Origin of the sequence: Pseudomonas sp. Au-Pse12 (assembly GCF_021341665.1) — a bacterium.
In the GTDB taxonomy this organism is placed as follows: Bacteria; Pseudomonadota; Gammaproteobacteria; order Pseudomonadales; family Pseudomonadaceae; genus Aquipseudomonas.
Genome location: NZ_JAJTTH010000007.1, coordinates 331,208 through 353,844, shown reverse-complemented (window position 1 = coordinate 353,844; position 22,637 = coordinate 331,208). Strand labels below are relative to the sequence as shown.

Annotated in this window: 17 protein-coding genes; 11 read left to right on the top strand and 6 right to left on the bottom strand. The window is 66.5% G+C overall.

What is annotated here, in order from left to right; all coding sequences use genetic code 11:
* The first annotated feature begins 151 nt into the window (after positions 1-151).
* Entirely contained in the window at positions 152-2,044 is a 1,893-nt protein-coding gene (gene mrdA / locus LXM55_RS21695; protein WP_233322266.1) for a penicillin-binding protein 2, read from the top strand.
* A 57-nt stretch (positions 2,045-2,101) separates the two neighbouring features.
* Here mrdA and LXM55_RS21690 read toward each other — a convergent pair whose 3' ends face one another.
* The gene (locus LXM55_RS21690; protein WP_233322265.1) at positions 2,102-3,037 is read right to left on the bottom strand and encodes a LysR family transcriptional regulator; all 936 of its coding nucleotides are present in this window, start codon (positions 3,035-3,037) and stop codon (positions 2,102-2,104) included.
* A gap of 177 nt (positions 3,038-3,214) precedes the next feature.
* Here LXM55_RS21690 and LXM55_RS21685 point away from each other — a divergent pair, with 177 nt between their 5' ends.
* The 7 genes from LXM55_RS21685 (at position 3,215) to qhpG (ending at position 12,706) form a co-directional block, all read left to right on the top strand.
* Complete coding sequence (locus tag LXM55_RS21685) at positions 3,215-4,528, top strand: MFS transporter (RefSeq protein WP_233322264.1); 1,314 nt, start codon at positions 3,215-3,217, stop codon at positions 4,526-4,528.
* A 19-nt stretch (positions 4,529-4,547) separates the two neighbouring features.
* A complete protein-coding gene (locus LXM55_RS21680; RefSeq protein WP_233322274.1) occupies positions 4,548-5,777 on the top strand; it encodes a Zn-dependent hydrolase in 1,230 nt (409 codons plus the stop codon).
* Between the two features lie 9 nt (positions 5,778-5,786).
* Positions 5,787-6,812: a histone deacetylase family protein gene (locus tag LXM55_RS21675; RefSeq protein WP_233322263.1), complete on the top strand. Its 1,026-nt coding sequence runs from the start codon at positions 5,787-5,789 to the stop codon at positions 6,810-6,812.
* A 294-nt stretch (positions 6,813-7,106) separates the two neighbouring features.
* Positions 7,107-9,011: a sigma-54-dependent Fis family transcriptional regulator gene (locus LXM55_RS21670; RefSeq protein ID WP_233322262.1), complete on the top strand. Its 1,905-nt coding sequence runs from the start codon at positions 7,107-7,109 to the stop codon at positions 9,009-9,011.
* On the top strand, positions 9,011-10,729 hold the full coding sequence (locus tag LXM55_RS21665) for an ABC transporter ATP-binding protein (protein WP_233322261.1): 1,719 nt from the start codon (positions 9,011-9,013) through the stop codon (positions 10,727-10,729). The genes LXM55_RS21670 and LXM55_RS21665 overlap by 1 nt, the downstream gene beginning before the upstream one ends.
* On the top strand, positions 10,719-11,402 hold the full coding sequence (qhpE, locus tag LXM55_RS21660) for a subtilisin-like serine protease QhpE (protein ID WP_233322260.1): 684 nt from the start codon (positions 10,719-10,721) through the stop codon (positions 11,400-11,402). Before LXM55_RS21665 ends, qhpE begins: the two co-directional genes overlap by 11 nt.
* The gene (gene qhpG, locus LXM55_RS21655) at positions 11,387-12,706 is read left to right on the top strand and encodes a flavin-dependent monooxygenase QhpG (RefSeq protein ID WP_233322259.1); all 1,320 of its coding nucleotides are present in this window, start codon (positions 11,387-11,389) and stop codon (positions 12,704-12,706) included. Before qhpE ends, qhpG begins: the two co-directional genes overlap by 16 nt.
* Before the next feature lie 43 nt (positions 12,707-12,749).
* On the opposite strand, the gene LXM55_RS21650 is transcribed toward qhpG, so the two are convergent.
* Both LXM55_RS21650 and LXM55_RS21645 read right to left on the bottom strand, forming a co-directional pair.
* Positions 12,750-14,240: an aldehyde dehydrogenase family protein gene (locus tag LXM55_RS21650; RefSeq protein WP_233322258.1), complete on the bottom strand. Its 1,491-nt coding sequence runs from the start codon at positions 14,238-14,240 to the stop codon at positions 12,750-12,752.
* Positions 14,241-14,443: 203 nt separating this feature from the next.
* On the bottom strand, positions 14,444-15,022 hold the full coding sequence (locus tag LXM55_RS21645) for a DUF4337 domain-containing protein (protein WP_233322257.1): 579 nt from the start codon (positions 15,020-15,022) through the stop codon (positions 14,444-14,446).
* A 537-nt stretch (positions 15,023-15,559) separates the two neighbouring features.
* Between LXM55_RS21645 and LXM55_RS21640 the strand changes: the two genes are divergently transcribed.
* Both LXM55_RS21640 and LXM55_RS21635 read left to right on the top strand, forming a co-directional pair.
* Positions 15,560-16,732, top strand: coding sequence for an NAD(P)/FAD-dependent oxidoreductase (locus LXM55_RS21640; protein WP_233322256.1), 1,173 nt, complete (start codon positions 15,560-15,562; stop codon positions 16,730-16,732).
* On the top strand, positions 16,729-17,610 hold the full coding sequence (locus LXM55_RS21635) for a sigma-70 family RNA polymerase sigma factor (RefSeq protein WP_233322255.1): 882 nt from the start codon (positions 16,729-16,731) through the stop codon (positions 17,608-17,610). Before LXM55_RS21640 ends, LXM55_RS21635 begins: the two co-directional genes overlap by 4 nt.
* On the opposite strand, the gene LXM55_RS21630 is transcribed toward LXM55_RS21635, so the two are convergent.
* The 3 genes from LXM55_RS21630 to LXM55_RS21620 all read right to left on the bottom strand — a co-directional run bounded on the left by LXM55_RS21630 (position 17,594) and on the right by LXM55_RS21620 (position 20,603).
* Positions 17,594-18,262 carry an HAD family hydrolase gene (locus LXM55_RS21630; protein WP_233322254.1) on the bottom strand — a complete coding sequence of 223 codons (669 nt, stop codon included), beginning with the start codon at positions 18,260-18,262 and terminating at the stop codon, positions 17,594-17,596. The genes LXM55_RS21635 and LXM55_RS21630 overlap by 17 nt on opposite strands.
* Before the next feature lie 46 nt (positions 18,263-18,308).
* Positions 18,309-18,548, bottom strand: a complete 240-nt coding sequence (locus tag LXM55_RS21625) for a hypothetical protein (protein ID WP_233322253.1) — start codon at positions 18,546-18,548, stop codon at positions 18,309-18,311.
* Positions 18,549-18,947: 399 nt separating this feature from the next.
* Complete coding sequence (locus LXM55_RS21620; RefSeq protein WP_233322252.1) at positions 18,948-20,603, bottom strand: WG repeat-containing protein; 1,656 nt, start codon at positions 20,601-20,603, stop codon at positions 18,948-18,950.
* Positions 20,604-21,015: 412 nt separating this feature from the next.
* Here LXM55_RS21620 and peaA point away from each other — a divergent pair, with 412 nt between their 5' ends.
* Positions 21,016-22,596: a quinohemoprotein amine dehydrogenase subunit alpha gene (gene peaA, locus LXM55_RS21615; RefSeq protein WP_233322251.1), complete on the top strand. Its 1,581-nt coding sequence runs from the start codon at positions 21,016-21,018 to the stop codon at positions 22,594-22,596.
* Positions 22,597-22,637: the final 41 nt, after the last annotated feature.

Below are 22,637 nucleotides of genomic sequence, written 5' to 3'. Positions count from 1 at the left end.
TGAGTACCTGCCCGGGCGCCATTGATCCGCAACCGAGGAAATCCCCTCAAAGTCCGCAGGTGGTTTTTGGTATGGTGCAGCTCTTTTTTAAAGGACTTGAGTTCACCCGCACGGATCAGCGTCGACCTCTATTCACCGAGAAGCTGTAGCAATGCCCGAAGCGATTCCGATCAAGGACCACGAGAAAGAAAGCCGCCTGGTCAATAAACGGCTGCTGGCCTGTGCCGTATTGGTGGTGTCTATCACCTGCGCCCTGGTAGCACGCATGTATTTCCTGCAGGTGGTGGAGTTTGACTATCACTCCACCGTTTCGGAAAACAACCGCGTACACGTGCTGCCGATCACCCCGACCCGCGGGCTGATCTATGACCGCAATGGCGTGGTCCTGGCTGACAACCGTCCCAGCTTCAACCTGACCATCACCCGTGAGCGCGCCACCGATCTCAAGGGTGAACTGGACACCGTGGTCGACCTGCTGCACCTACCCCCTGAAGACCGCACGTTGTTCGACAAGGAGATGAAGCAGGCCCGCCACCCCTTCGTTCCCGTGACCCTGTTCTACGAACTCACCGAAGAGCAGATCGCCGTGCTCGCGGTCAACGAATACCGCTTGCCCGGCCTGGATGTGGAAGCTCAATTCGTCCGCCATTACCCCCTGGGCGCACACTTTGCCCACTCCATCGGCTACGTCGGGCGGATCAACGAGAAAGAAGCCAAGGCCTTGGATTCGGTGGAATACCGTGGCACCCAGTCCATCGGCAAGACCGGTATCGAGAAGTTCTACGAAGCCGAGCTGCACGGCCATGTCGGCTATGAGGAAGTCGAAACCAACGCACAGGGCCGCGTGATGCGGGTGCTCAAGCACACCGATCCGATCCCCGGCAAAAGCATCGTCCTGAGCCTGGATATCAAGCTCCAGGAAGCTGCCGAAGAAGCCCTGGGTGATCGCCGCGGTTCCGTGGTCGCTCTGGACCCGGCCACCGGTGAAGTCCTGGCCATGGTCAGCAAGCCAAGCTTCGACCCCAACCTGTTCGTCACCGGTATCAGCTTCAAGGAATATGCGGCGCTGCACGACTCCATCGACCGCCCGCTGTTCAACCGAGTGCTGCGCGGCCTCTATGCCCCTGGTTCCACCATCAAGCCGGAAGTGGCGATTGCCGGCCTCGATACCGGCGTGGTCACCGCTTCGACCCGAGTCTTCGATCCGGGCTATTACCAACTGCCGGACTTCGACCACAAGTACCGCAACTGGAACCACAGCGGCGACGGTTGGGTGGACATGGACGCCGCGATCATGCGCTCCAACGACACTTACTTCTACGACCTGGCGCACAAGCTCGGCATCGACCGCCTGCACGACTACATGGCGATGTTCGGCCTGGGTGAGAAAGTCTCCCTGGACATGTTCGAGGAGTCTCCCGGGCTGATGCCGTCCCAGGCCTGGAAGCGCGCCACTCGCCGCCAGCCATGGTTCCCTGGGGAAACGGTGATCCTCGGCATCGGCCAGGGCTACATGCAGGTCACCCCGCTGCAACTGGCCCAGGCCACCGCGCTGATTGCCAACAAGGGCGTGTGGAACCGCCCGCACCTGGCCAAGACCATCGACGGCGTGGCCCCGGTGGACGAGCACCCGATGCCCAACATCCTGCTGAAGAACCCCCGCGACTGGGATCAGGTCAACCACGGCATGCAAATGGTCATGCACGATCCCCGCGGCATTGCCCGCGCCGCAGCCGCCGGCGCGCAATACCGCATTGCCGGCAAGAGTGGCACCGCCCAGGTGGTGGCGATCAAGCAGGGCGAGCGCTACGACCGCCTCAAGACCCGCGAGCGCAACCGTGACAACGCCCTGTTCGTCGGCTTCGCCCCCGCCGAACATCCGCAGATCGTGATCTCGGTGATGATCGAGAATGGCGAAGCCGGCGGCCGGGTCGCCGGCCCCGTGGTGCGGCAGATCATGGACGCCTGGCTGCTGGACCAGAACGGCCACCTCAAGCCGCAGTACGCAGCCCCGGCCAAAGCCCCGGGTGATCCCCACGTCTGAGTCATGGCACTCTCGGGCTGCCCGACGCCGGGTGAATCCACTCGATCACCGCTTCGGTCATTGAGCCGCCAGGCAGCCCTGCAACAACTCCAGGAACAGCACCTCGGCCCGGCTCATGCGCTGCTCACGGTTCCACAGCAGGTGGATGTCGACATCGGCGATGCCGTCGTGGGGCGGCAGGCGCCACAGCAGCCCTGCCTCGGTGTCGGCCGCCACCACGTGCTCCGGCAGACAGCCGATGCCAAAGCCGGCGATCACCAGGCGGCGCACTTCTTCCAGGCTTGGGGAGGAGGCGACAATCCGCCCGCTGAAGCCCTGCTGGTCACGAAAGATGGTCAACGGCGAGAGCATGCCGCCGATCTGGTCGCTGGTGAAGCTGACGAAGTTCTCCCGTTGCAGGTCGCCCTCGGCCACGTCCCGGCGGCCGAACAGCGCATGGTGCTTGCCGCAGAAGAACGCATAGCGCTGACGCAGGAACAGCCGCTGTTCCAGGCGCGGTTGTGGCCGGCGGTTGAGGCTCAGGCCCAGGGTCGCGGTCTTTTCCTGCAGGGCGCTGACGATATCCGAACTGCGCATCACCTCCACTTCCAGGTCGACCCGCGGATGCTGGCGATGAAAGTCGGCCAGAAAGTCGTCGAAGCGCTCGTTGAAGATCCGGCTGATGATCAGCAGCCGCACCTTGCCGATCACCTCGTCGGCGGGTTGCTCCAGCACGCTGCTGACCTGTGACATCTGGCCGTAGATCTCCCCGGCCAGGGCGAAGATCTGCTCGCCCACTTCGGTCAGGGCAAAGCGCGGCCCGCGGCGGGCGATCAACTGCCGGCCCAGCTGTTCCTCCAGGCGCTTGAGGGCCTGGCTCACCGCTGGCTGGGTCAGGTGCAGGCGCGCTGCCGCGCGGCTGATGCTCAGTTCCTGGCCGATCACCCGAAAGGTGCGCAGCAGGTTCCAGTCGAGGCGGTCGTTGAGCAGGCGGCGGGCATCAGGGTCGGACATGGCAAGGGCTCTGGGTGGGGCTGTAGCTGAATAATAAGCCAGGATAATAATCGAGATAACCAATAGAAAATTGACTAATCATCGCCCGGAACGGATAAATCCACCCCAGACAGGCGCCAGCAGAAGCCCTGCGCTTGACCCTTTCTCCTGCCAAAACAAAAACCAAGGGAGCCCACCATGAAGCCTTCCGCTTCGCCCCAGCCACGCCGTGCTGCGGCCGCCGCCTTTATCGGCACCATGATCGAGTGGTACGACTTCTACATCTACGCCACCGCCGCAGCGCTGGTGTTCGGTGCCTTGTTCTTCCCCTCCGATGACAAGCTGTTCAGCACCATGGCCGCCTTCGGCACCTTCGCCGTGGGCTTCTTCGCCCGGCCGCTGGGGGGGATCATTTTCGGCCATATCGGCGATCGCATCGGCCGCAAGAAATCACTGGTGATTACCCTGCTGATGATGGGCGTGGTCACGGTCTGCATCGGCCTGCTGCCGACTTATGCCCAGATCGGCGCCTTGGCGCCGGTGTTGCTGATTGTGCTGCGCATCGTCCAGGGCATTGCCGTGGGGGGCGAGTGGGGCGGGGCGGTGCTGATGGCCGGCGAGCACGCGCCCAAGGGGCGGCGCAACTTCTTCGCGTCCTTCGCCCAGCTCGGCAGCCCGGCGGGGTTGATTCTCTCGTTGCTGGCCTTCAGCGCCGTGACTCGCTTGCCGGAAGACGCCCTGATGAGTTGGGGCTGGCGCCTGCCGTTCCTGGCCAGTGCACTGTTGCTGCTGGTGGGCCTGGCGATTCGCCTGGGGGTCAACGAGTCGCCGGAGTTCCTCGCCAGCCGTGAGCAGGCAGCCCAATCGGTGCGCAAGGAACAGGCGCCGGTGATGGAAGTGCTGCACAGCGCCTGGCGCCCGTTGCTGCTGTGCATCGGCGCCAACACCCTGGGGATTGCTGGGGTGTATTTCACCAATACCTTCATGATTGCCTACACCACTCAGCAGCTGGAAATCCCCCGTTCGCTGATCCTCGAATGCCTGTTCGTGGTGGCGCTCATCCAGTTCTGCATTCAGCCCCTGGCCGCCTGGACCGCGGAGAAAATCGGCGCCACGCGCTTTCTCTGCCTGGTGTCGCTGCTGGCCATGGCCTCGCCCTACCCGATGTTTGTGCTGGTGAGTTCCGGGCAGGCGCCGCTGATGATCCTCGGCATCGCCCTGGCGGTGGTGTGCATGGCGTCCTCCTACGCGGTGATCGCCGGTTACGTCAGCGGCATGTTCGAGACCCGGGTGCGCTACACCGCGATCTCCCTGGCCTATCAGGTGTGCGGCGCACTGGCCGGCGGCCTGACGCCGCTGATCGGCACCTGGCTGGCCCACCGTTTCAGCGGCCAGTGGTGGCCAATGGCGCTGTTCTACAGCCTGATCGCCGCGGTATCGCTGCTGTGCGTGCTGGCCCTGGCGCGCCGGCATGCAACCGCCCAGCGCCTGGAAATGGCATCCAACGCCTGATTCTCTGGAGAACCTGATGATGTTGAAAAGCAATGGCGAGCGCCTCTGGGCGAGCCTGATGGCCATGGCCGAAATCGGCGCCACGGCCCGTGGTGGCAGCTGCCGCCTGGCCTTGAGCGATGAAGACCGGGCCGGTCGCGAGCTGTTTGCCCACTGGTGCACCGAGGCCGGCATGAGCCTGAGCGTCGACCCCATCGGCAACCTGTTTGCCCGGCGCCCAGGCCGCGACCCCGACGCGGCTCCGGTGATGATGGGCAGCCACCTCGACACCCAGCCCGAAGGCGGGCGTTTCGATGGCGTGTACGGGGTGCTGGCCGGCCTGGAAGTGGTGCGCAGCCTCAATGACCTGGGCATTCAGACCCACAAGCCCCTGGAAGTGGCTGTCTGGACCAACGAGGAGGGCGCGCGCTTCACCCCGGCGATGTTCGGCTCGGCGGTGTTCACCGGCGTCATGAACCTGGACGCCGCCCTGGCGGTGCGCGACGCCGAGGGCATCAGCGTGGCTCAGGCCCTGCAGCGCAGCGGTTACGCCGGCAGCCGGCCCCTGGGGGGAGCGGTGGATGCCTACTTCGAGGCGCATATCGAACAAGGGCCGATCCTTGAAGACAACGCCAAGAGCATCGGCGTGGTCAGTGGCGGCCAGGCGATCCGCTGGCTCGACGTGCAGGTTGAAGGCCTGGCGGCCCACGCCGGCACCACGCCGATGGCACTGCGCAGGGATGCGCTTTACGGCGCGGCGCAGATGATCCTCGCGGTGGAGCAACTGGCGGCGGATTTCGCCCCCCAGGGCCTGACCACCGTCGGCGAGTTGAGCATCGCCAAGTCCTCGCGCAACACCATTCCCGGCCTGTTGAACTTCACCGTCGACCTGCGCCATCACCAGGATCAGCAGATCGCCGCCATGCAGCGCCAGGTCGAGGAACGCCTGCAGGCCATCGCCCGGCAGCGCGGGCTCAGGGTCAGCATCAGCCAGCATTGGGTCAGCCCCGCCACGCCGTTCGACCGCGAGTGCGTGGCGGCGGTGCAGCAGGCGGTGGATGGCCTGGGCTACCCTCAGCAGTCCATCGTCAGCGGCGCCGGCCATGACGCCATCCTGCTGGCGCGCTACTGCCCGACGGCCATGGTGTTCATTCCCTGTGTCGCCGGCCTGAGCCACAACGAAGCTGAAGACGTGTTGCCCGAGGACGTGCGCCAGGGCGCCGATGTATTGCTTAACGCCGTGCTGGCCCGCGCCGGCCGGGTAGCCTGAGGAGAAGTCATGCGCAGTTTTTTCCACCCAGAACAATTGCTGCACCATCCCCGCAGCTACTACTCCCGGGGCCAGATGCGCACGCCCCAGGAAGTCCCCGAGCGTGCCCGGCGCCTGGTGCAGGCGGCCCATTCCCTGGGTTTTGCGGTGTGCCAACCGGCGGACGCCGGCCTGCAACCCTTGCAGGCGGTGCACGGCGCGCCGTACCTGAAGTTCCTTGAAGAAGCCTACCGGTGCTGGAAGGACATCCCCGAGGACTGGGGTGATGAAGTCATGTCCAACATCTTCGTGCGTGAGCCCAACGCGCTGCGCGGCATTCTCGCCCAGGCCGCCCGCTACCTGGCGGACGGCAGCTGCCCGGTAGGCGAGCAGACCTGGCGTTCGGCCTACTGGTCGGCGCAGAGCGCCATTGCCGGGGCCCGTGCCCTGCTGGACGGCGAACCGGCGGCCTATGCCTTGTGCCGCCCGCCGGGCCACCACGCCCGGGCCGAAGCCGCGGGTGGCTTCTGCTACCTGAACAATGCTGCGATCGCCGCCCAAGTGTTGCGCGAGCGCTATGCCCGGGTTGCGGTGCTGGATACCGACATGCACCACGGTCAGGGCATCCAGGAAATCTTCTACGAACGGTCCGACGTGCTGTATGTCTCGGTGCATGGCGACCCGACCAACTTCTACCCGGCGGTTGCCGGTTTTACCGAGGAACGTGGCAGCGGAGCGGGTGAGGGTTACAACCTCAACCTGCCGATGGCGCATGGCGCCAGCGAAGCGGATTTTCTTGCCCGCCTGGAGCAGGCCCTGGCGGCGGTGCAGGATTTCGGCGCCCAGGTCCTGGTGCTGTCACTGGGCTTCGACATCTACCAGCTCGACCCGCAAAGCAAGGTTGCGGTGACCCGCGACGGTTTTGCCATCCTCGGCCAGCGCATCCGCAGCCTCGGCCTGCCGTGCCTGATCGTCCAGGAAGGCGGCTACCACCTGGACAGCCTGGAAGACAATGCGCGGGCGTTTTTCGCCGACAGCTCAGCCTGGGCCCTTTAAGGCCGGCCGGGTGACGTTCCGCTCAAGGCCCTTTTCGCTGGCAAGCCAGCTCCTGCGGGTTGCTCTGGGAGGGGGCATGCGGTACTTGCCATTTGCTTTACGTTAACGTCAAGATGCGCGGGCGCGGTTTCTCTCGTGGCGCAGGTTTTGCTTCTGCAAAGGCAGGCTGGCCACGGGCCAAACTTCCCTTTACTGCCCCCTGAACCCGGTGTAGACATTGACCACGGCTTGCGTGCCTCGCGCAATCCAAGGGAGTGGAGCGGGTACGGCGGGCGGACCGATTCGGAGCGCTTGATGACTCTTATAAAAACAATAAAGGGTGAGCAGCAACACGAAGCCCGGCTGGCCCGGGAGCGGCTGCACCTGGAAGGCGAAATCCCCGACGGGGTCCTGCGTGCGGAAATCGATGCTTCATGGCGGCGCAGCCTGAGCCATGGCGTGCACTTTGGCAGCCAGCATCAATTGACCCTGGAATCCAGCGCCAGCCTCGAAGTGCTGCTGGCCAGCAACCGCCTGTTGCTGGACGCGGCACTCCCGGCCATCGACTACCTGAACCAGCACCACGGCAAGGACGGCCTGATCATCCTGGCCAATGCCGACGCCACCATCCTGGCCATCGAAGGCCGCGCCGATCGGCTCAAGGACAGCGGCGCGCAGGACATCACCCTCGGCGCCTGCTGGAGCGAAGCCACCCGTGGCACCAACGCCCTGGGCACGGCCCTGGTGGAAGCCCGGCCGACCCTGATCGATTGCGGTGAGCATTACCTGGACCGCCTCAGCCATTTTTCCTGCACCTCGGTGCCGATCCAGTGCCCCCAGGGCGAGATGATCGGGGTGCTCGACCTGACCCGCGAAGGCCCCCTGGGCCGGCCCCAGGACAGCACCGCGCTGTTGTCCATGGCGGTCAGCCAGATCGAGGCGCGGGTGTTCCATGCCTCCTACCCGGAGCAGATCGTCCTGGCCTTCCACAGCCGCCGGCACTACCTCGAATCGCCATGGCAGGGGCTGCTGGCCCTGAGCCTGGGCGGGCAGATCCTCGCGGTCAGCGGCCAGGCCTGCCAGTTGCTCGACACCCCGCGCGCGGCCCTGGTGGGACGGCGCTGCGAAGCCTTCCTCGGGGTCGATGGCTTGCAGTTGCTGGCGCGCCTGCAACAAGGGGCGGTGGGTAGCTTGCAGACCGCCAAGGGTGAGCTGTTCTACAAGGCCCTGCGGGCGCCGCAACCGTCGCTGAACCTGCACCGCGCGCCGCGCGGCCCCTTGAAAACCGCGCCGCTGCCCCAGGACCTGGAAGCCCTGGCCGGCGGCAACAGCCGCTACGCCCGCACCTTGCGCATGGCCCGCCAGGGCCTGGCCAATGGCTTGCCGGTGTTGCTGCTGGGCGAGACCGGCACCGGCAAGGAGGTGCTGGCCCGGGCCCTGCACCGCGCCGGCAGCCGCGCCGAAAAACCCTTTGTCGCGGTCAACTGCGCGGCCATCCCCGAAGGCCTGATCGAGTCGGAACTGTTCGGCTACCGCGAGGGCGCGTTCACCGGTTCGCGTCGCGGCGGCATGATCGGGCGCCTGCAACAGGCCCATGGCGGCACCCTGTTCCTCGATGAGATCGGCGACATGCCCCTGGCCCTGCAAGCCCGGCTGCTGCGAGTCTTGCAAGACCGCAAGGTGGCGCCCCTGGGGGCTGGCGAAGAGCAGGACATCGACATCGCGCTGATCTGCGCCACCCACCGCGACCTCAAGCAGCAAGTGCAGGACAAGGCCTTTCGCGAAGACCTGTTCTACCGGGTCAACGGCATCAGCGTGCTGCTGCCGGCCCTGCGTCAACGCGAAGACCTGCAGCCGCTGGTGGACAGCCTGCTGGCCAGGCTCGGCGGTGCTGAAGTGAGCCTTAGCGGCGAGCTGCGCCGGTTGCTGGCGGACTACCATTGGCCGGGCAATATCCGCCAGCTGGAGATGGTCCTGCGCACCGCCCTGGCCCTGCGCGAAGAGGGCGAACGGCAGATCGGCCTGGAGCACTTGCCCGACAGCATGCTCGACGACCTCAATGCCCATGAACGGCCGCAGACCGGGAGCATCCGCGAGAACGAGCTGGAGCTGATCCGCAGTGCCCTGGACAACCACCAGGGCAATGTCTCGGCGGCGGCGGACGCCCTGGGCATCAGCCGCGCGACCCTGTACCGCAAGCTCAAACAGTTGCGCGCCTGATGCGGCGCCTGATCACTCGGCTGGTGGACAGCCGCGATCCCCAGGCGTTGAGCGCGGCCCTGGGCTGGCTCTACGGTTTCGTCCGGCCGCACCGGCTGGCCATCGGCGGGCTGCTGGGGCTGTCGGTGTGCGCCTCCCTGCTGGTGCTGGTGCAACCCTGGCTGACCAAGCTGCTGATCGACGACGGCCTGCTGGCCCGGGACTTTCCCCGGCTGGTGCTGATCGCCGGCCTGATGATCGGCGCCGGGTTGCTGGGCACCGTGCTTTCCGGGGTCAACCGCTACCTGCACACGCGCTTGTCCGGGCGCATTCTGTTCGCCCTGCGCGACGACCTCTACCGGCACTTGCAGCGCCTGTCGCCGGGTTTCTACGGGCAAAGGCGGATTGGCGACCTGATGTCGCGCCTGGACGGCGATGTCGCGGAGATCCAGCGCTTTGCCGTGGACTCGCTGTTCTCCGCGGTGTCCAGCGTGATCGGCCTAGTGGTGGCGCTGGCCATGCTGCTGACCCTGTCCTGGCAACTCTCGCTCCTGGCCCTGCTGCTGATCCCCCTGGACGTGCTCTGGCTGCGCTGGATGCGGCGCAAGGTCGAGCGCGATGTGCGCCAGTTGCGCGAGCGTTCGGCGGACATGTCCTCGTTCCTGGTGGAAACCCTGCCGGTGATGAAATTCATCCAGAGCGCCGGCCAGCAGCAGCGCGAAGCACAGCGCCTGGACGGCCTCGGCAAGGGCTACCTGAACCAGTTGCTGAAGCTGCAAGTCACCGAGTTCTTCACCCAGGCGGTGCCCGGCACCCTGACCTCATTGTCCCGCGCCTGCGCCTTCCTGATCGGCGGCTACTGGGTGGTGCAGGGCACCTGGCAACTGGGGGCGCTGATTGCCTTTTCCACTTACCTGGGCATGGCGGTGGGCCCGGTGCAGAGCCTGCTCGGGCTGTACGTGGCGATCCAGCGCATGACCGTGAGCCTGGGCCGGGTCATGGAGCTGCGCGGTGAGGAACCGAGCATCACCGACCCCGAGGCGCCGCTGCCGGTGCCGGAGCAGGGCGAGCTGCATTTCCATGCCGTGCACTTTTGCCATCCGGGGCGCGGGATGACCTTGCAGGGCATCGAAGCGCGGATTCCCTACGGCCGCAAAGTGGCGCTCAGCGGCAGCTCGGGGGCGGGCAAGAGCACCCTGATCGACCTGCTGCAGCGCCACCACGACCCGCAATCCGGGCAGGTGCTGCTGGGCGGCATCGACCTGCGCCAGCTGGACCTGACGCAACTGCGTCGGCGGGTGGCGGTGGTCAGTCAGGACATCGTGCTGTTTCGCGGCAGCCTGGCGGACAACCTGGCCTACAGCGTGCCCGACGCCAGCCGCGAGGCCGTGGCCGAAGTGGCGCGGCTGGCGCAACTGCAGAGCCTGATCGAGTCCCTGCCCGAAGGCCTGGACAGCCCCCTTGGCGAGCGCGGCCAGCAGTTGTCCGGCGGGCAGAAACAACGCATCGCCATCGCCCGGGCCCTGCTTCAGGATCCGATGATCCTGGTGCTGGACGAAGCCACCTCGGCGGTGGACGAAGCCACCGAGCGCGAGGTGATCGACGCCATCGACCGGCTATTCGCCGGGCGCACGCGCATTCTCATCAGCCACCGGCCTTCGACCCTGGCCGACGCCGAGCTGCGGTTCGAGTTGCGCGAAGGCGTGCTGCACGTGCTGGAGGTGGCCCATGAAGCCTGAACTGCGCATTGGCGTGATCGACAGCGGCCACGCCACCCAGCAGCGGATAGCGGCCGGGCGCCGGTTCTTCCTGCAAGCCGAAGGGGTGGGCGAGGGCCCGTTGCAGGAGGACGCCCTCGGCCACGGCAGCGCGATCATCCAGGCCATCAGCCAGCGCGCGCCGGCGGCCCAGCTCTATGTGGCCCAGGTATTCGACCGGCGCGGGGTCACCAGCGCCGCGCAAGTCAGCGCCGCCTTGTACTGGCTGCTGGAACAGCAGGTGCGGCTGATCAACCTGAGCCTGGGCCTGCGCCAGGATCGTGACCTGCTGCGCCAGGCCTGTGCGGCGGCCGAAGCCGGTGGAGTGCTGTTGTGCGCGTCCAGCCCGGCCCAGGGCGAGCCGGTGTTTCCGGCCAGCTACCCCGGGGTGTGGCGCGTCACGGGCGATGCGCGATGCAGCGCGCAGCAGTGGTCATGGCTGGACACCGCGCAGGCGGACTTTGCCGCCTGCGTGCACGCCAGCAGCCCGGGGCAATCCGGCGCCAGCCTGGGTTGCGCGGCCCTGAGCGGGCATATCGCCGCCTACCTGGGCGCCCACCCGGGCGCTAGCAACACCCAGGTCCAGCAGTGGCTGCAAGACAACGCCCAGTACCAGGGCCCGGAACGGCGGCAGTGGCCATGCACGCCATCCTGATCCTGGGGGCGGGCCCGGCGGGGGCCGCGGTGGCGCTGGGGCTGCGACGCCTCGGCTACCCGGTGACCCTGGTCAGCGACTGGCGGCGCTTTGCGGCCCTGGAAGGGGTTTCGCTGCGGGTGCTGGAGGCGCTGCGCGGGGCCGGCCTGGAACAGGCGCTGGCCCAGGCCCTGCAAGCGTCCCAGCGGCGCGTGGCGTGGAACGGCGAGGAACATGCACAGAACATCGAGTACCTGCTGGATCGCCCGGCCTTCGACCGTGGTCTGCGCGAGGCCCTGCGTGAGGCCGGGGTACAGCTGGTCGAGGGCCGGGTGCTGGGCGTGCAGTCCAGCGACGGCGGGCACCGGGTCCAGGTGCAAGGACAGGCGGAGCTGGTCGGCGAGTTCTTGGTCGAGGCGCGCGGGCGCCAGGCTCCGGCGCTGGGAAAAACCCTGCGCAACGGCGGCGGCCAGGCACTGCGCGGGGCGCAGACCCTGAGCCTGCTCAACCGCTGGCAGGGCCCCGGCGGCAGCGCTGCCAGCGCGGTGTACAGCCTGGAGGACGGCTGGGCCTGGATGGCCCGGCGCGCCGATGGCCAGTGCTACTGGCAACTGACCCTGGATGTGGCCAGCGCCGGGCTGCCGGGCAAGGCACAGTTGCTGGCCTACTGTCGCCAGCGTCGCCAGGCGTCGGTTATGGCCCGGGAGTTCTTTGCCGGTGGCGAGGAACAGCAATTGCACCTGCATGCCCGCAGCAGCACGGCGATCCTCAGTCCCCAGGTGTGTGGCGCCAACTGGTTGCGGGTCGGCGATGCGGCGATGGCGGTGGACCCCTTGTCCGGCAACGGCATTTTCCAGTCGCTGTCCTCGGCCCTGCAGGCCCCGGCGGTGATCAACACCCTGTTGCAGCGGCCACAGCGTGCAGCGCTGGCGCAGCGCTTCCACGGGCAGCGGGTGGAGCAGCTGTTCCTGCGTTTTGCGCGCATTGGCCGGGACTTCTACGCCGCTGAGCAGCGCTGGCCCGAGCAGCCGTTCTGGCAGGCCCGTCGATGCTGGCCGGACCCGCAGCCGGCGCACGCGGCGGTGGACTTTGCAGCCTTGCGCATCGAGCGCGTCCCGGTGTTGCGCGATGGCCTGGTGGATGAAGCCGACGTGGTGATCACCCCGGACCAGCCCCTGGGGATCTGGCATGTCCAGGGCGTGGAACTGGCGCCGCTGTTGCGGCGCTTGCAGCACCAGCCGGCGGCCCAGGCCCTGGCGGACCTGAGCCCCGAGCAGGGGCGGGGCGTGCGGGGCTGGTTGCTGGCCCAGGGCTATCGGCCTTAGCCCCCTGCGCCGGCAAGCCGGGGGCGTTCGCCCCGGCCGCGGATCAGAGCTTGATCAGCACCGATTTCAGCTCGGTGTAGTGCTCGATGGCGGCATGGCCCATTTCCCGGCCAACCCCGGACATCTTGTAGCCGCCAAACGGCAGCGCCGGGTCCAGGGCGCTGTGGCAGTTGACCCACACCGAACCGGACCTGATCCGCGGGATCATCCGGTGCACCGCCGCCAGGTCGTTGGACCAGATGCTCGCGCCAAGGCCGTAGGGGCTGTCGTTGGCCATGCGCAGGGCGTCGGCTTCGTCGTCGAAGGGCATCGCCACCAGCACCGGGCCGAAGATCTCTTCCTGCACCAGTGAATGCTTCTGGTCGACATCGACGATCACCGTCGGCTTGACGAAATATCCCGGGCCGAACTGCTCGCCGCCACAGGCGATGGTGGCGCCGCTGTCGCGGCCCATCTCGATGTAGCGATAGACCCGCTCCTGCTGGCGCGCGGAAATCAGCGGGCCCATCTCGACGCTGGCATCCAGGCCATTGCCCAGTTTCATGGCGTTGGCGATGCCGGCAATGTCGGCCACCACATTGTCGAAGTGCTTGCGCTGCACATACAGCCGCGAACCGGCGCAGCACACCTGGCCCTGGTTGAAGAAGATCGCGCTGGCGGCGCCGGCCGCGGCGCTGGCCAGGTCGGCGTCGGCCATGACGATGGTCGGCGACTTGCCCCCCAGTTCCAGGGTCACCCGGGTCATGGAGTCCATGGCGATCTTGCCGATTTCCTTGCCCACGGCGGTGGAGCCGGTGAAGGTCAGCTTGTCCACCAGGGGGTTGCGGGTCAGGGCGCTGCCGGGGGTGATGCCGGTGCCGGTGACCACGTTGAACACGCCGTCGGGGTAGCCGGCTTCCTGTACCAGCTCCGCCAGCTTCAGGGCGCTGAGCGGGGTCTCGTCGGCGGGCTTGAGCACCAGGGTGCAACCGGTGGCCAGGGCCGGGCCGAGTTTCCAGCAGGCCAGCAGCAGGGGGAAGTTCCAGGCGACGATGGCGCCGACCACGCCCACGGCCTCGCGGCGGATGAAACTGTGGAACTGATCGTTGGGCATCAACGGCAACGACACCTCGACGCTCGAGCCTTCGATCTTGGTCGCCCAACCCGCCATGTAGCGCAGAAAGTCGATGGACAGCTGCACGTCCATGGCCTGGGCCACGGCCGCGCTCTTGCCATTGTTCAGGCATTCCAGCTGGGCCAGCAGTTCGGCGTCGCGCTGCATCAGGTCGGCGAGCTTCCACAGCAGGTTCTGCCGCTCCCGGGGGCGGGTGCGGCTCCAGGGCGAGTCATCGAAAGCCTGGCGCGCCGCCAGCACCGCGCGGTCGACGTCGTCCACGGTGGCCCGGGGCACCAGGCACAGCTGTTCGCCGGTAGCGGGGTTGCGCAGGGGCATGGTCTGGCCGTCGGCGGCCTCGACCCATTGAGCGCCGATCAACATGCGCGGGGCGCGCTGGATAAACGCCGTGGTAGCGGCGAGCAGGGGGGCAATAGCCATGGCGAAGCCTCTTGTTGTAGGTGAGGCAGGGGCTTTCGCAATGGCTATGCCAGATTCGTGTGGGTGCCGGGGCCCCGCTATTGCGGGGCTTGGCGCGTAATGGCGAGGCCTGGCTTGCGGCGGTTTTTCGCAAACTGCGACAGCCGCTGAGAATCAAGAGACGCGCAGGCTCGCCGGTCTCGGGGCTGCCCGGCAGGGTTTTCCTAGATGTGCAGCCAGGCCAGGGAACCCAGTAGCACGCTGCCGGCGGCGGCGCCGTAGGCGAGTTTCTTCAGCCATTCCTTGCGGGTCAGCAGGGTGATGGCGGCCATCGAAATGGCAATCTGGATCGCCATCATTGCCTGGGCCCAGCGATGGTGCTGGTGCAGCGCGGCCTCCGATTGCTCATCCCAGTCCCGGGCCTCGGCCTCCAGGGCTTCGGCCTTGAGCCGCACCGCTTCCTTTTCTTTCTGATAGCGCTGGGCCTCGATGCTGTAGTGCGCCGCGTTGACCCCGGGAATGTGCGTCGCCAGTTCGGCCAGGTTCTGCCGGCTGGACTTGGCCTGGTAGTAGCTCCACTGGTTGGCGGCTTCGGTCTTCTTCATCGCGGCGTTGTTCTTGTCCATGGCCGCCTGGCTCTCGGTGGAGCCGGCCTGATAGCTCAGGAGCGCTCCCAGGGTGGCCATGATCGCCGTCATCACCGCGATCTTGCTGGCGAAGCTGTCACTGCGGCTGTGGGCGTGTTCGGCCACGTGTTCCAGGTGCTTTTCGTGGGGGCTGGGCACATCGAAGTCTTCGGTCATGGCATCGATCTGGAGAGGAGGGTAAAGGTTGCAAATTGTAACTGCGGCCTTGGGCGGCGCCAGGGCTCGCGTCATTTCGTTCAGCTGGCCGACAGCCAGGGGCCTGGCCCATGTCATGCCGGGGCTTTCGGGCAAAAAAAAGCCCGCTAAAGGCGGGCCAAATGGGATTCGTTAAGGAGTGACTGGCAATTTAAGGGCGAGGAGGTGAAAGCGCCGTGAAAAAAAAAATGTTAAGGAAAAACCTCCTGGATGTTTACCCAAGTCGCCCTGTGTTTTCGGATATGTCCGATATTACCGAGCCGGGAGCCCGCGTATATTCCTCCCTGCTCGCCCAGCCAAAGGGGGTACTTCGGCTTAGGTGCCACTGCCGAAGTGATGGGCGAGCACTTTTTTTCCCCTCTGTTTTCTCCGCGCATTCTCCATTTCTTCTCTTCTCCGCCATTCCCCTGTTGCGCCTCGATCAGGTTTTTTCCGGCGCTGCGTCACATTCCCCGCTGCTGTTTCGTCTGGATGGACTTTCCGCAGATGGAGTCCGTCATGTCCGATCTTCCGCTTCTGATTCTCGGTGGCAGTTATGCCGGCCTGCTGGCCGCCGCGCGCCTGCGCAAGAAAGCGCCTACGGCGCGGATCCTGTTGATCGCCGATCAGGCGCATTTTCAGCAACGGGTGCGCTGGCACGAGGCGCTGGCCGGCACCCGGGTCAAGCGCGCGGCCCTGGCGCCGCTGCTGGCCAGGGCGCGGGTGGAGTTTGTGCAGGCGCGTATCCTTGCCTGGAAGCCGGCGGCGCAGCAGGTCGAGGTGCTCACCCCGCAGGGCCCTCAAGTCATTGCCTATCGAGGCGTGATTTGCGCCTTGGGCAGTGTCAGCCAGGGCGCCGATCTGCCCGGCGCGGAACACCTGTGGCAACTGTCTTTCGACCAGCCGTTGGCCGAGCGCCAGGCCGAGCTCAAGCGGCTGGCGGCTTGTGGCGGCCGCCTGTTGGTGATCGGCAATGGCTTGAGCGGGGTCGAATGCGCCAGCGAACTGGCGCAGCGTTTTGCGGGGTTGCAGGTGAGCCTGCTCGGCCGCCAGCCGCCCTTGCCGGGCTTTTGTCCGCAAGCCCGGGAACATGCCTGCCGGCGCTTGCGGCAACTGCGGGTGACGCTCCTGACTGGCCAGGTCGAGGCGCTGCAGGCGGGCGCCGCGTGCCTGGCCGATGGGCGCCGGATCGACGCCGACCGGATGCTCTGGTGCGGCGGCTTGCGGGCCAATCCGTTGCTGTTGCACAGCGGCTTGCCGCTGACCCCGCAAGGGCGCCTGCGAGTCGGGCCGGACCTGCGGGTGGAAGGCTACGAGCACCTGTGGGCGGCGGGCGATTGCAGCGCGGCGACCCTGACCGATGGGCAGCTGTTGCGCCTGTCCTGCGCCACCGCACTGCCCAGCGGTGGGCATGCCGGAGAAGCCATGGGCGACTGGCTGCTGGGGCGCCAGCCGCAGCCCTTTGCCTTCGCCTACGCGCTGCGGTGCCTGAGCCTGGGCCGTGGGGACGGTATCTGGCAGCTCACCGATGCCCGCGATCGCGCGCAACCGCGCTGGCTCGGGGGCTGGCGCGCGGCGTTGATCAAATGGATGCTATGCACCCTGGTCTGGGTGGCTCCACGCTGGGAACTGAGCCTGGGCCGCACGATTTATCACTGGCCCCGTACTGTGCTGGACAAGGAGTCGATATGAGTGACCTGGGCTTTTTTCTCGACCAGCGCCCGCGTCTGCACGCTCTGGCCTACCGCCTGCTGGGTAGCCTGAGCGAGGCCGACGATGTGCTGCAGGAACTCTGGTTGCGCTGGCAGGCCCTGGACCTGCAACCGCTCAACCCCCAGGCGTACCTGACGCGCATGCTCAGCAACCTGTGCATCGATCAGTTGCGCGGGCGGCGCCAGCAGGTCTACGTCGGTCCCTGGCTGCCGGAGCCGCAACTGGACGAGCACGCCGCCAGCGACAGGCCCGAGGACCTGCATGGCCGCTGGCAGACCCTGTCGCTGGCGTTTTTGCTGGTGCTGGAGCAACTGACCCCAACCCAGCGCGTGGTCTGGGTGCTGCGCGAGCTTTTCGGTTATCCGTTCGCCGAGCTGGGCACGGTGCTGGGGCGCAGTTCAGTGGCTTGTCGCAAGCTGTTCCAACGGGCCCAACTGCGCCTGGCCGAACAGGCCGGGCAGGGTGCCGGCGACACTGACCGGCAGTTGGCCGAGGACTGCCTGCAGGCCTGCCTCAGCGGCGATACCGAGGCCCTGCTGCGGCTGTTGGCCAGCGATGCCCAGTTGCTCTCCGACGGTGGCGGCCAGGTCAGGGCGGCGTTGCGGCCGATCGAGGGGGTACAGCCGATCCTGCGTTTCATCCTCGGTGTGCGGAGCAAGTTCAACGCCGGCTTCAGCGTGCGCGTCGCGCTCTGCAACGGGCTGCCGGCGTTGCTGGTGTTCGACCGGCAGCGGCTGGACCTGCTGCTGACCTGCGAGGTGCGCGGGCAGCAGGTGGTGCGCCTGCTGCTGGTCCGCAACCCGCAGAAACTGCGGGGCCTGGCGCAGGCCCTGTCGGGGGTTATTCCGGCAGATTGAGCCGGCGCTGGATCTCGGCCCACAGCAGCGGGTCGTCGAAGTCGCGGATCACCCGGTGGGCGCCGGCATCGAGCAGGGTTTGCGGTTGCTGGCTGGTGGCCAGGCCGAAGGTGCTGATGCCGGCGTTGACCGCGGCGGTCAGCCCGGGCACCGAATCCTCGAAGGCCAGGGCCTGTTCGGCCGTGGCATGCAGGCATTCCAGGCCGCTGAGGTAGGGCAGGGGATCGGGCTTGGCCCGGGGCAGTTCCTCGGCCACCAGCACCGTCTGGAAACGCTCCTGCAGGCCCAGCACCTTGAGCATGTGCTCGGCGTTGGCCCGTGGCGCGTTGGTGACCACGCACACGCCAATGCCGTGCTGCTGGGCAAAGTCCAGCAGGCGCAGCAGGCCGGGCATGGGCTTGAGTTGCGGGGAGAGCTGGCGAAAACGCACTTCCTTGCGCTCGGCGAAGGCTGCATGTTCTGCCACGCTGCGCTCGGGGAACAGGTAGCGGCACATGTTGGCGTTGGCCTGGCCACTGACGTGGGCGGCGAATTCTGCCTCGGTGAACACCCGGCGGTCTTCTTCCCACAACAGCTGTTGCAGGGCCAGCAGGTGCAGGGTGTCGGTGTCGGTCAGGGTGCCGTCGAGGTCGAAAAGCAGAGCGTTGAGCATGGGACAGTTCCTGTCGGGCCCCATCCGGGCCGGTTGGCTGAATCGATCAGACCCGCATCCTAGCAGGCTTGATCCGATGATTGGCCAGGCTCCAGAGGCCGTTCTGGTCCAGCACCGCGCATCGATCGTTGACGCAAAGGGGGATCAGCATGGCTGCCGGCGCGGGGGCCGGAGCTGGGGCGCGGGCCTGGGCTTGGGGCGCCGAGTCCGGTTCACAGCCGGCCAGGGCCAGCAGGGACAGGCCAACCCGCTGGGCGCTGCGCCGCCGGCGAAAGAAAGTGGTCATGAATACGGGCGCCATGGAATGACCGGGCAACAGGGGCCGGTGCTTGAACTGCAGATGAGGGGCATCGCGCATGCCCGAGACAGACAAGCCCGCCAAAGGGCGCAATGCTGTTCACTTAACCAAAAACGGCGCTTCCTCAAGATGAGCAAGCGCCATTTTTCTTGGGCTTCGCGGCCGCCCCAAAGGAGACACTCTTCGTTCGGCTGCTCGAGTGCACCGCGTTCCCCTGTGGCGAGGGAGCTTGCTCCCGCTGGGGTGCGCAGCGCCCCCAGTAGCGTCTACGCGGTGAGCCTGACAAGCCGCGCCGGCAGGTTTTACGACCGCTACGCGGCCGAGCGGGAGCAAGCTCCCTCGCCACAACAGGCCTTGTCTATCTCGGGCGTGCAGGCGGGGCTGGGGTCAGCCCTGTGCGTTGTCGCCTTCGCCCTGGTCTTCTTCGTCGTCCGGTTGCGGGCAGTGGTCCTGCGGGTTGGTCGGCCACAGCACCTTGTCCTGGCCGTCACGCACCTGCTCGGCGCCGCAATCCACCTGGCTGACCTGGAAGCTCGGGGTGCCGTCCAGGCGGTACAGGGCCTTGAGGCTGCGGGACTGATCGTCGCCGACGCCTTCCACGGCATAACCGAAGATCGCCCCGCGGGCTTCGTCCACCACCAGTTCCTGCCATTTGCTGGCAATCAGCCGCTTGCCCTTGAGGTCATACAGCGCCGAGGTGGCCAGGGGCGAGGTGTCGTCGGTGGCCAGCAGGTAGTGGCCGCTGGCATCCAGGCGAATGTCGACGTACTGGCCCGGCTCCAGCAGCACCTTGCCGCTGGCGTCCATCAGGCCCACGGTGTGCATCTGCGTGGCCTGGCCGAACAGGGTGGCCTGCTTGGTCGGGCTGTTGGCGGTGCTGAACACGAACAGGTCGGCGTTGAGCGCGCCGATCTGCGCGTAGGTCGGCTTGAACAGCTCCACGCCCTTGTCCACATCGAAGATGCCGAAGGTGGCGCTGAACACGTTCTGCAGCACCGCGACCTGGTTCAGCCCCGATACCTGCTTGAACATCCCCAGGGGGCTGAAGCCTGCCGGGTCCGCCGAGTCATAGACCGGCTGCACCTTCCACTGGCCCTGGCGGTCAATGAACCCGGCCTTGCCGGAAGTGCCGTCGGCATTCTTGGCGGTGACCAGCGCGCCCTGCTTGCCGAAGACCTGGCAGGTGCCGAACTGGGCCTGGATCACGGTCTTGCCCTGGAAATCCATGTAGCCGCAGGGGCTGTCATATTTTTCGCGGAAGGCCACCAGGCCGTCTCCCGGCTCGCCCATCCAGTTGTAGGTGGCGGCGCTGATCAACTGCGCGTTGGCATCGGCCAGGGCCTTGCCCTGTTCGGTGCTGACCACCAGATGCTGGTTGGCAAAGTAGTCGATGCTGTCGAACTCGACCTTCTTCTGCTCGCCGGTCTTGAGGTTGAGCGCCCACTTCTGATCGCCGCGCTCGGCACCCATCCAGCCGCCGCGCTTGGCGAAGTCGTCGCGCACCACGCTGCTGTCATACACCGCTTCGGTGATCACCTCGCCCTTGGCGCTGAGAATGCCGCGCTTGCCGCCGATCTCGTAGACGATGAAGTCATCGGCGCCGCCGACATACAGGTCGTCGAAGCGCGGGGGCTGAATCTGCTTGCCGCTCTGGTCGATGATGCCCAGCTTGCCGTCCTGGCCGAAGCCGAAATAGCCCGGGGTCAACAGGCGCAAGTCGTCGGTGAAGGCGGTGTTGAGGATCTGCTTGCCGTCGGCGCTGGCGAGGTTCCAGGTGCCGTCCTTGGCGAACAGGAAGGTCTTGTCCAGGGGCAGGGCGACCACGGCGTCGTAGTCGTTGTCGGCGCTGACCAGCACCTTGCCGTCCTGGTTCAGCACCGCGCACTCGCCGTTGGCGCAGATCGGCATGACCATGGCCGCGGGCGCAGGGGCTGGTGCAATGGCGGCCGTCTTGGGGCTGGTTTCTTCCTTGCAACCGACCAGGGTCAGGGCAGACAACGAGAGGATCAGCGAGCCGAGACGGGCACAGGCGCTTCTATCCATGAACTTCAGGTTCCTTGTAATGAGGGGGAGTGCAGAGCGCCCCACACAGCGGGGCGGGCAAAGCGCGGGTGATTTTGCGGCGGCGTCGGATAAATGCAAGATCCAATTGCAAAGAAAACCACCGATACAGCTGGTTCGGGCGCCGCTGCGGCGATCTGCGCCTCGCGGGCGGCTGTCTCAGACTGAGACGTTTGTCGCGAAATTGAACGTCGGGTAACACCGTGCCGTCGGCCAATGCCCGGTGTTGTCGCCCAAGTCATTGATTCGCTGTTTTTTTATAAGCTGGCACGCTCCGTGTATTGCTTACCTTCAGACGTTTCTCTTGCCTCCATGGCCGGTATCGCCGGGCATGGCAGAAACCATAAAAACGACTCGCTAACAATAAGAAAGCACCGTGGGAGGTTCGACGTTGATGAAGAGAAGACTCCGCCTGAGGCTCAGTGCCAGCCTGCTGGCTATCGCCACCTGTACCGCCTTGCATGCGCCTTCGAGTTTCGCCGCACGGGATGCGCAGAGCATCCTCAAGGAAACTTGCCAGGGCTGTCACACCCCCGAAGCCGGGCAAAACCTGAGCCGCATCAGCCACCAGCGCAAGACCCCGGAAGGCTGGCTGATGAGCATTGCCCGCATGCAGACCATGCACGGCCTGAAGATCAGCGATGAGGACCGCCGCACCCTGGTCAAGTACCTGGCCGACACCCAGGGCCTGGCCCCCAGCGAGACCGACGGCGTGCGCTATGCCCTGGAGCGGCGCTTGAACACTGTCGAGCACTTCGACGAGCAGACCACCCAGATGTGCGCCCGTTGCCACTCCGGCGCGCGGATCGCCCTGCAGCGTCGTCCGGCTCAGGAGTGGGAGCGGTTGGTGAACTTCCACCTCGGGCAATGGCCGTCCCTGGAGTACCAGGCGCTGTCCCGGGACCGCGAATGGCTGCCCACCGCGCTCAAGGACATGGTGCCGCTGCTGGCCCAGCGCTACCCCCTCGACAACCCGGCCTGGAAGGCCTGGCAACAGGCGCGTCCTTCCGCGGCATCGCTGGTCGGGGACTGGAGTTTCAGCGGCCACCTGCCGGGCAAGGGCGAACTGGCCGGGGTGATGAGCGTCAGCGCCGGCGAGGGCGATCAGTTCAAGGTCAGCGTCAAGGGCCAGTACGCCGATGGCAGCCCGTTCAATGGCCAAGGCAGCGCGATTCTCTACAACGGCTATGAATGGCGCGGCAATGTCAGCGTCGACGGCGTGATCATGCGCCAGGTGCTGGCGGCCCAGGGCAACGCGCTGCAAGGGCGGATGTTCGAGGCCGAGCATGATGAGCGCGGCCTGGATTTCATCGCCGCCAAACAGGGCAGCCAGCGCCTGCTGGCAGTACAGCCGGGTTACCTGAAGGCCGGCGCAGAGGCCGAAGTGACCCTGGTGGGCGCCGGCCTCAACGGCACACCGAGCTTCGGCAAGGACGTCGAGGTGGTGCAGGTGCTGGAGCAGAGCCCGGAGCGCATCCGCCTCAAGCTCAAGGCGGCGGCCAGCGCCCAGCCGGGGCTGCGCGAAGTCAGTGTCGGCAGCCTCAAGGGCGCCACGCTGGCGGTGTACCAGCGCATTGCCGAGGTCAAGGTGGTGCCGGCGTTCTCGGTGGCGCGGATCGGCGACGGTGGCGGTTCGACGCCCAAGGTCCAGGGCCGCTTCGATGCCGAAGCCTGGGGCCAGGGCGCCGACGGCAAGGCCTATCGCATCGGCGTGATGCCGGCGCAGTGGAAGGTCGAGGCCTTCGACGAGCAGGCGGCCAAGGATGAAGACGTCAAGTACGCCGGCAGCATGCAGGCCGACAGCGGCGTGTTCACCCCGGGCGACGCCGGGCCCAACCCGCAGCGCAAGATGTCCACCAACAACGCCGGCAACCTCAAGGTGATCGCCGCCGTGGAGGAGGGAGGCAAGGCCCTGACCGGTGAAGGCCACCTGATCGTCACCGTGCAACGCTGGAACAATCCACCCATTCCCTGAAGGCCGTCGAGCGATAGCGACAGACACTTTCAGGCAATGAC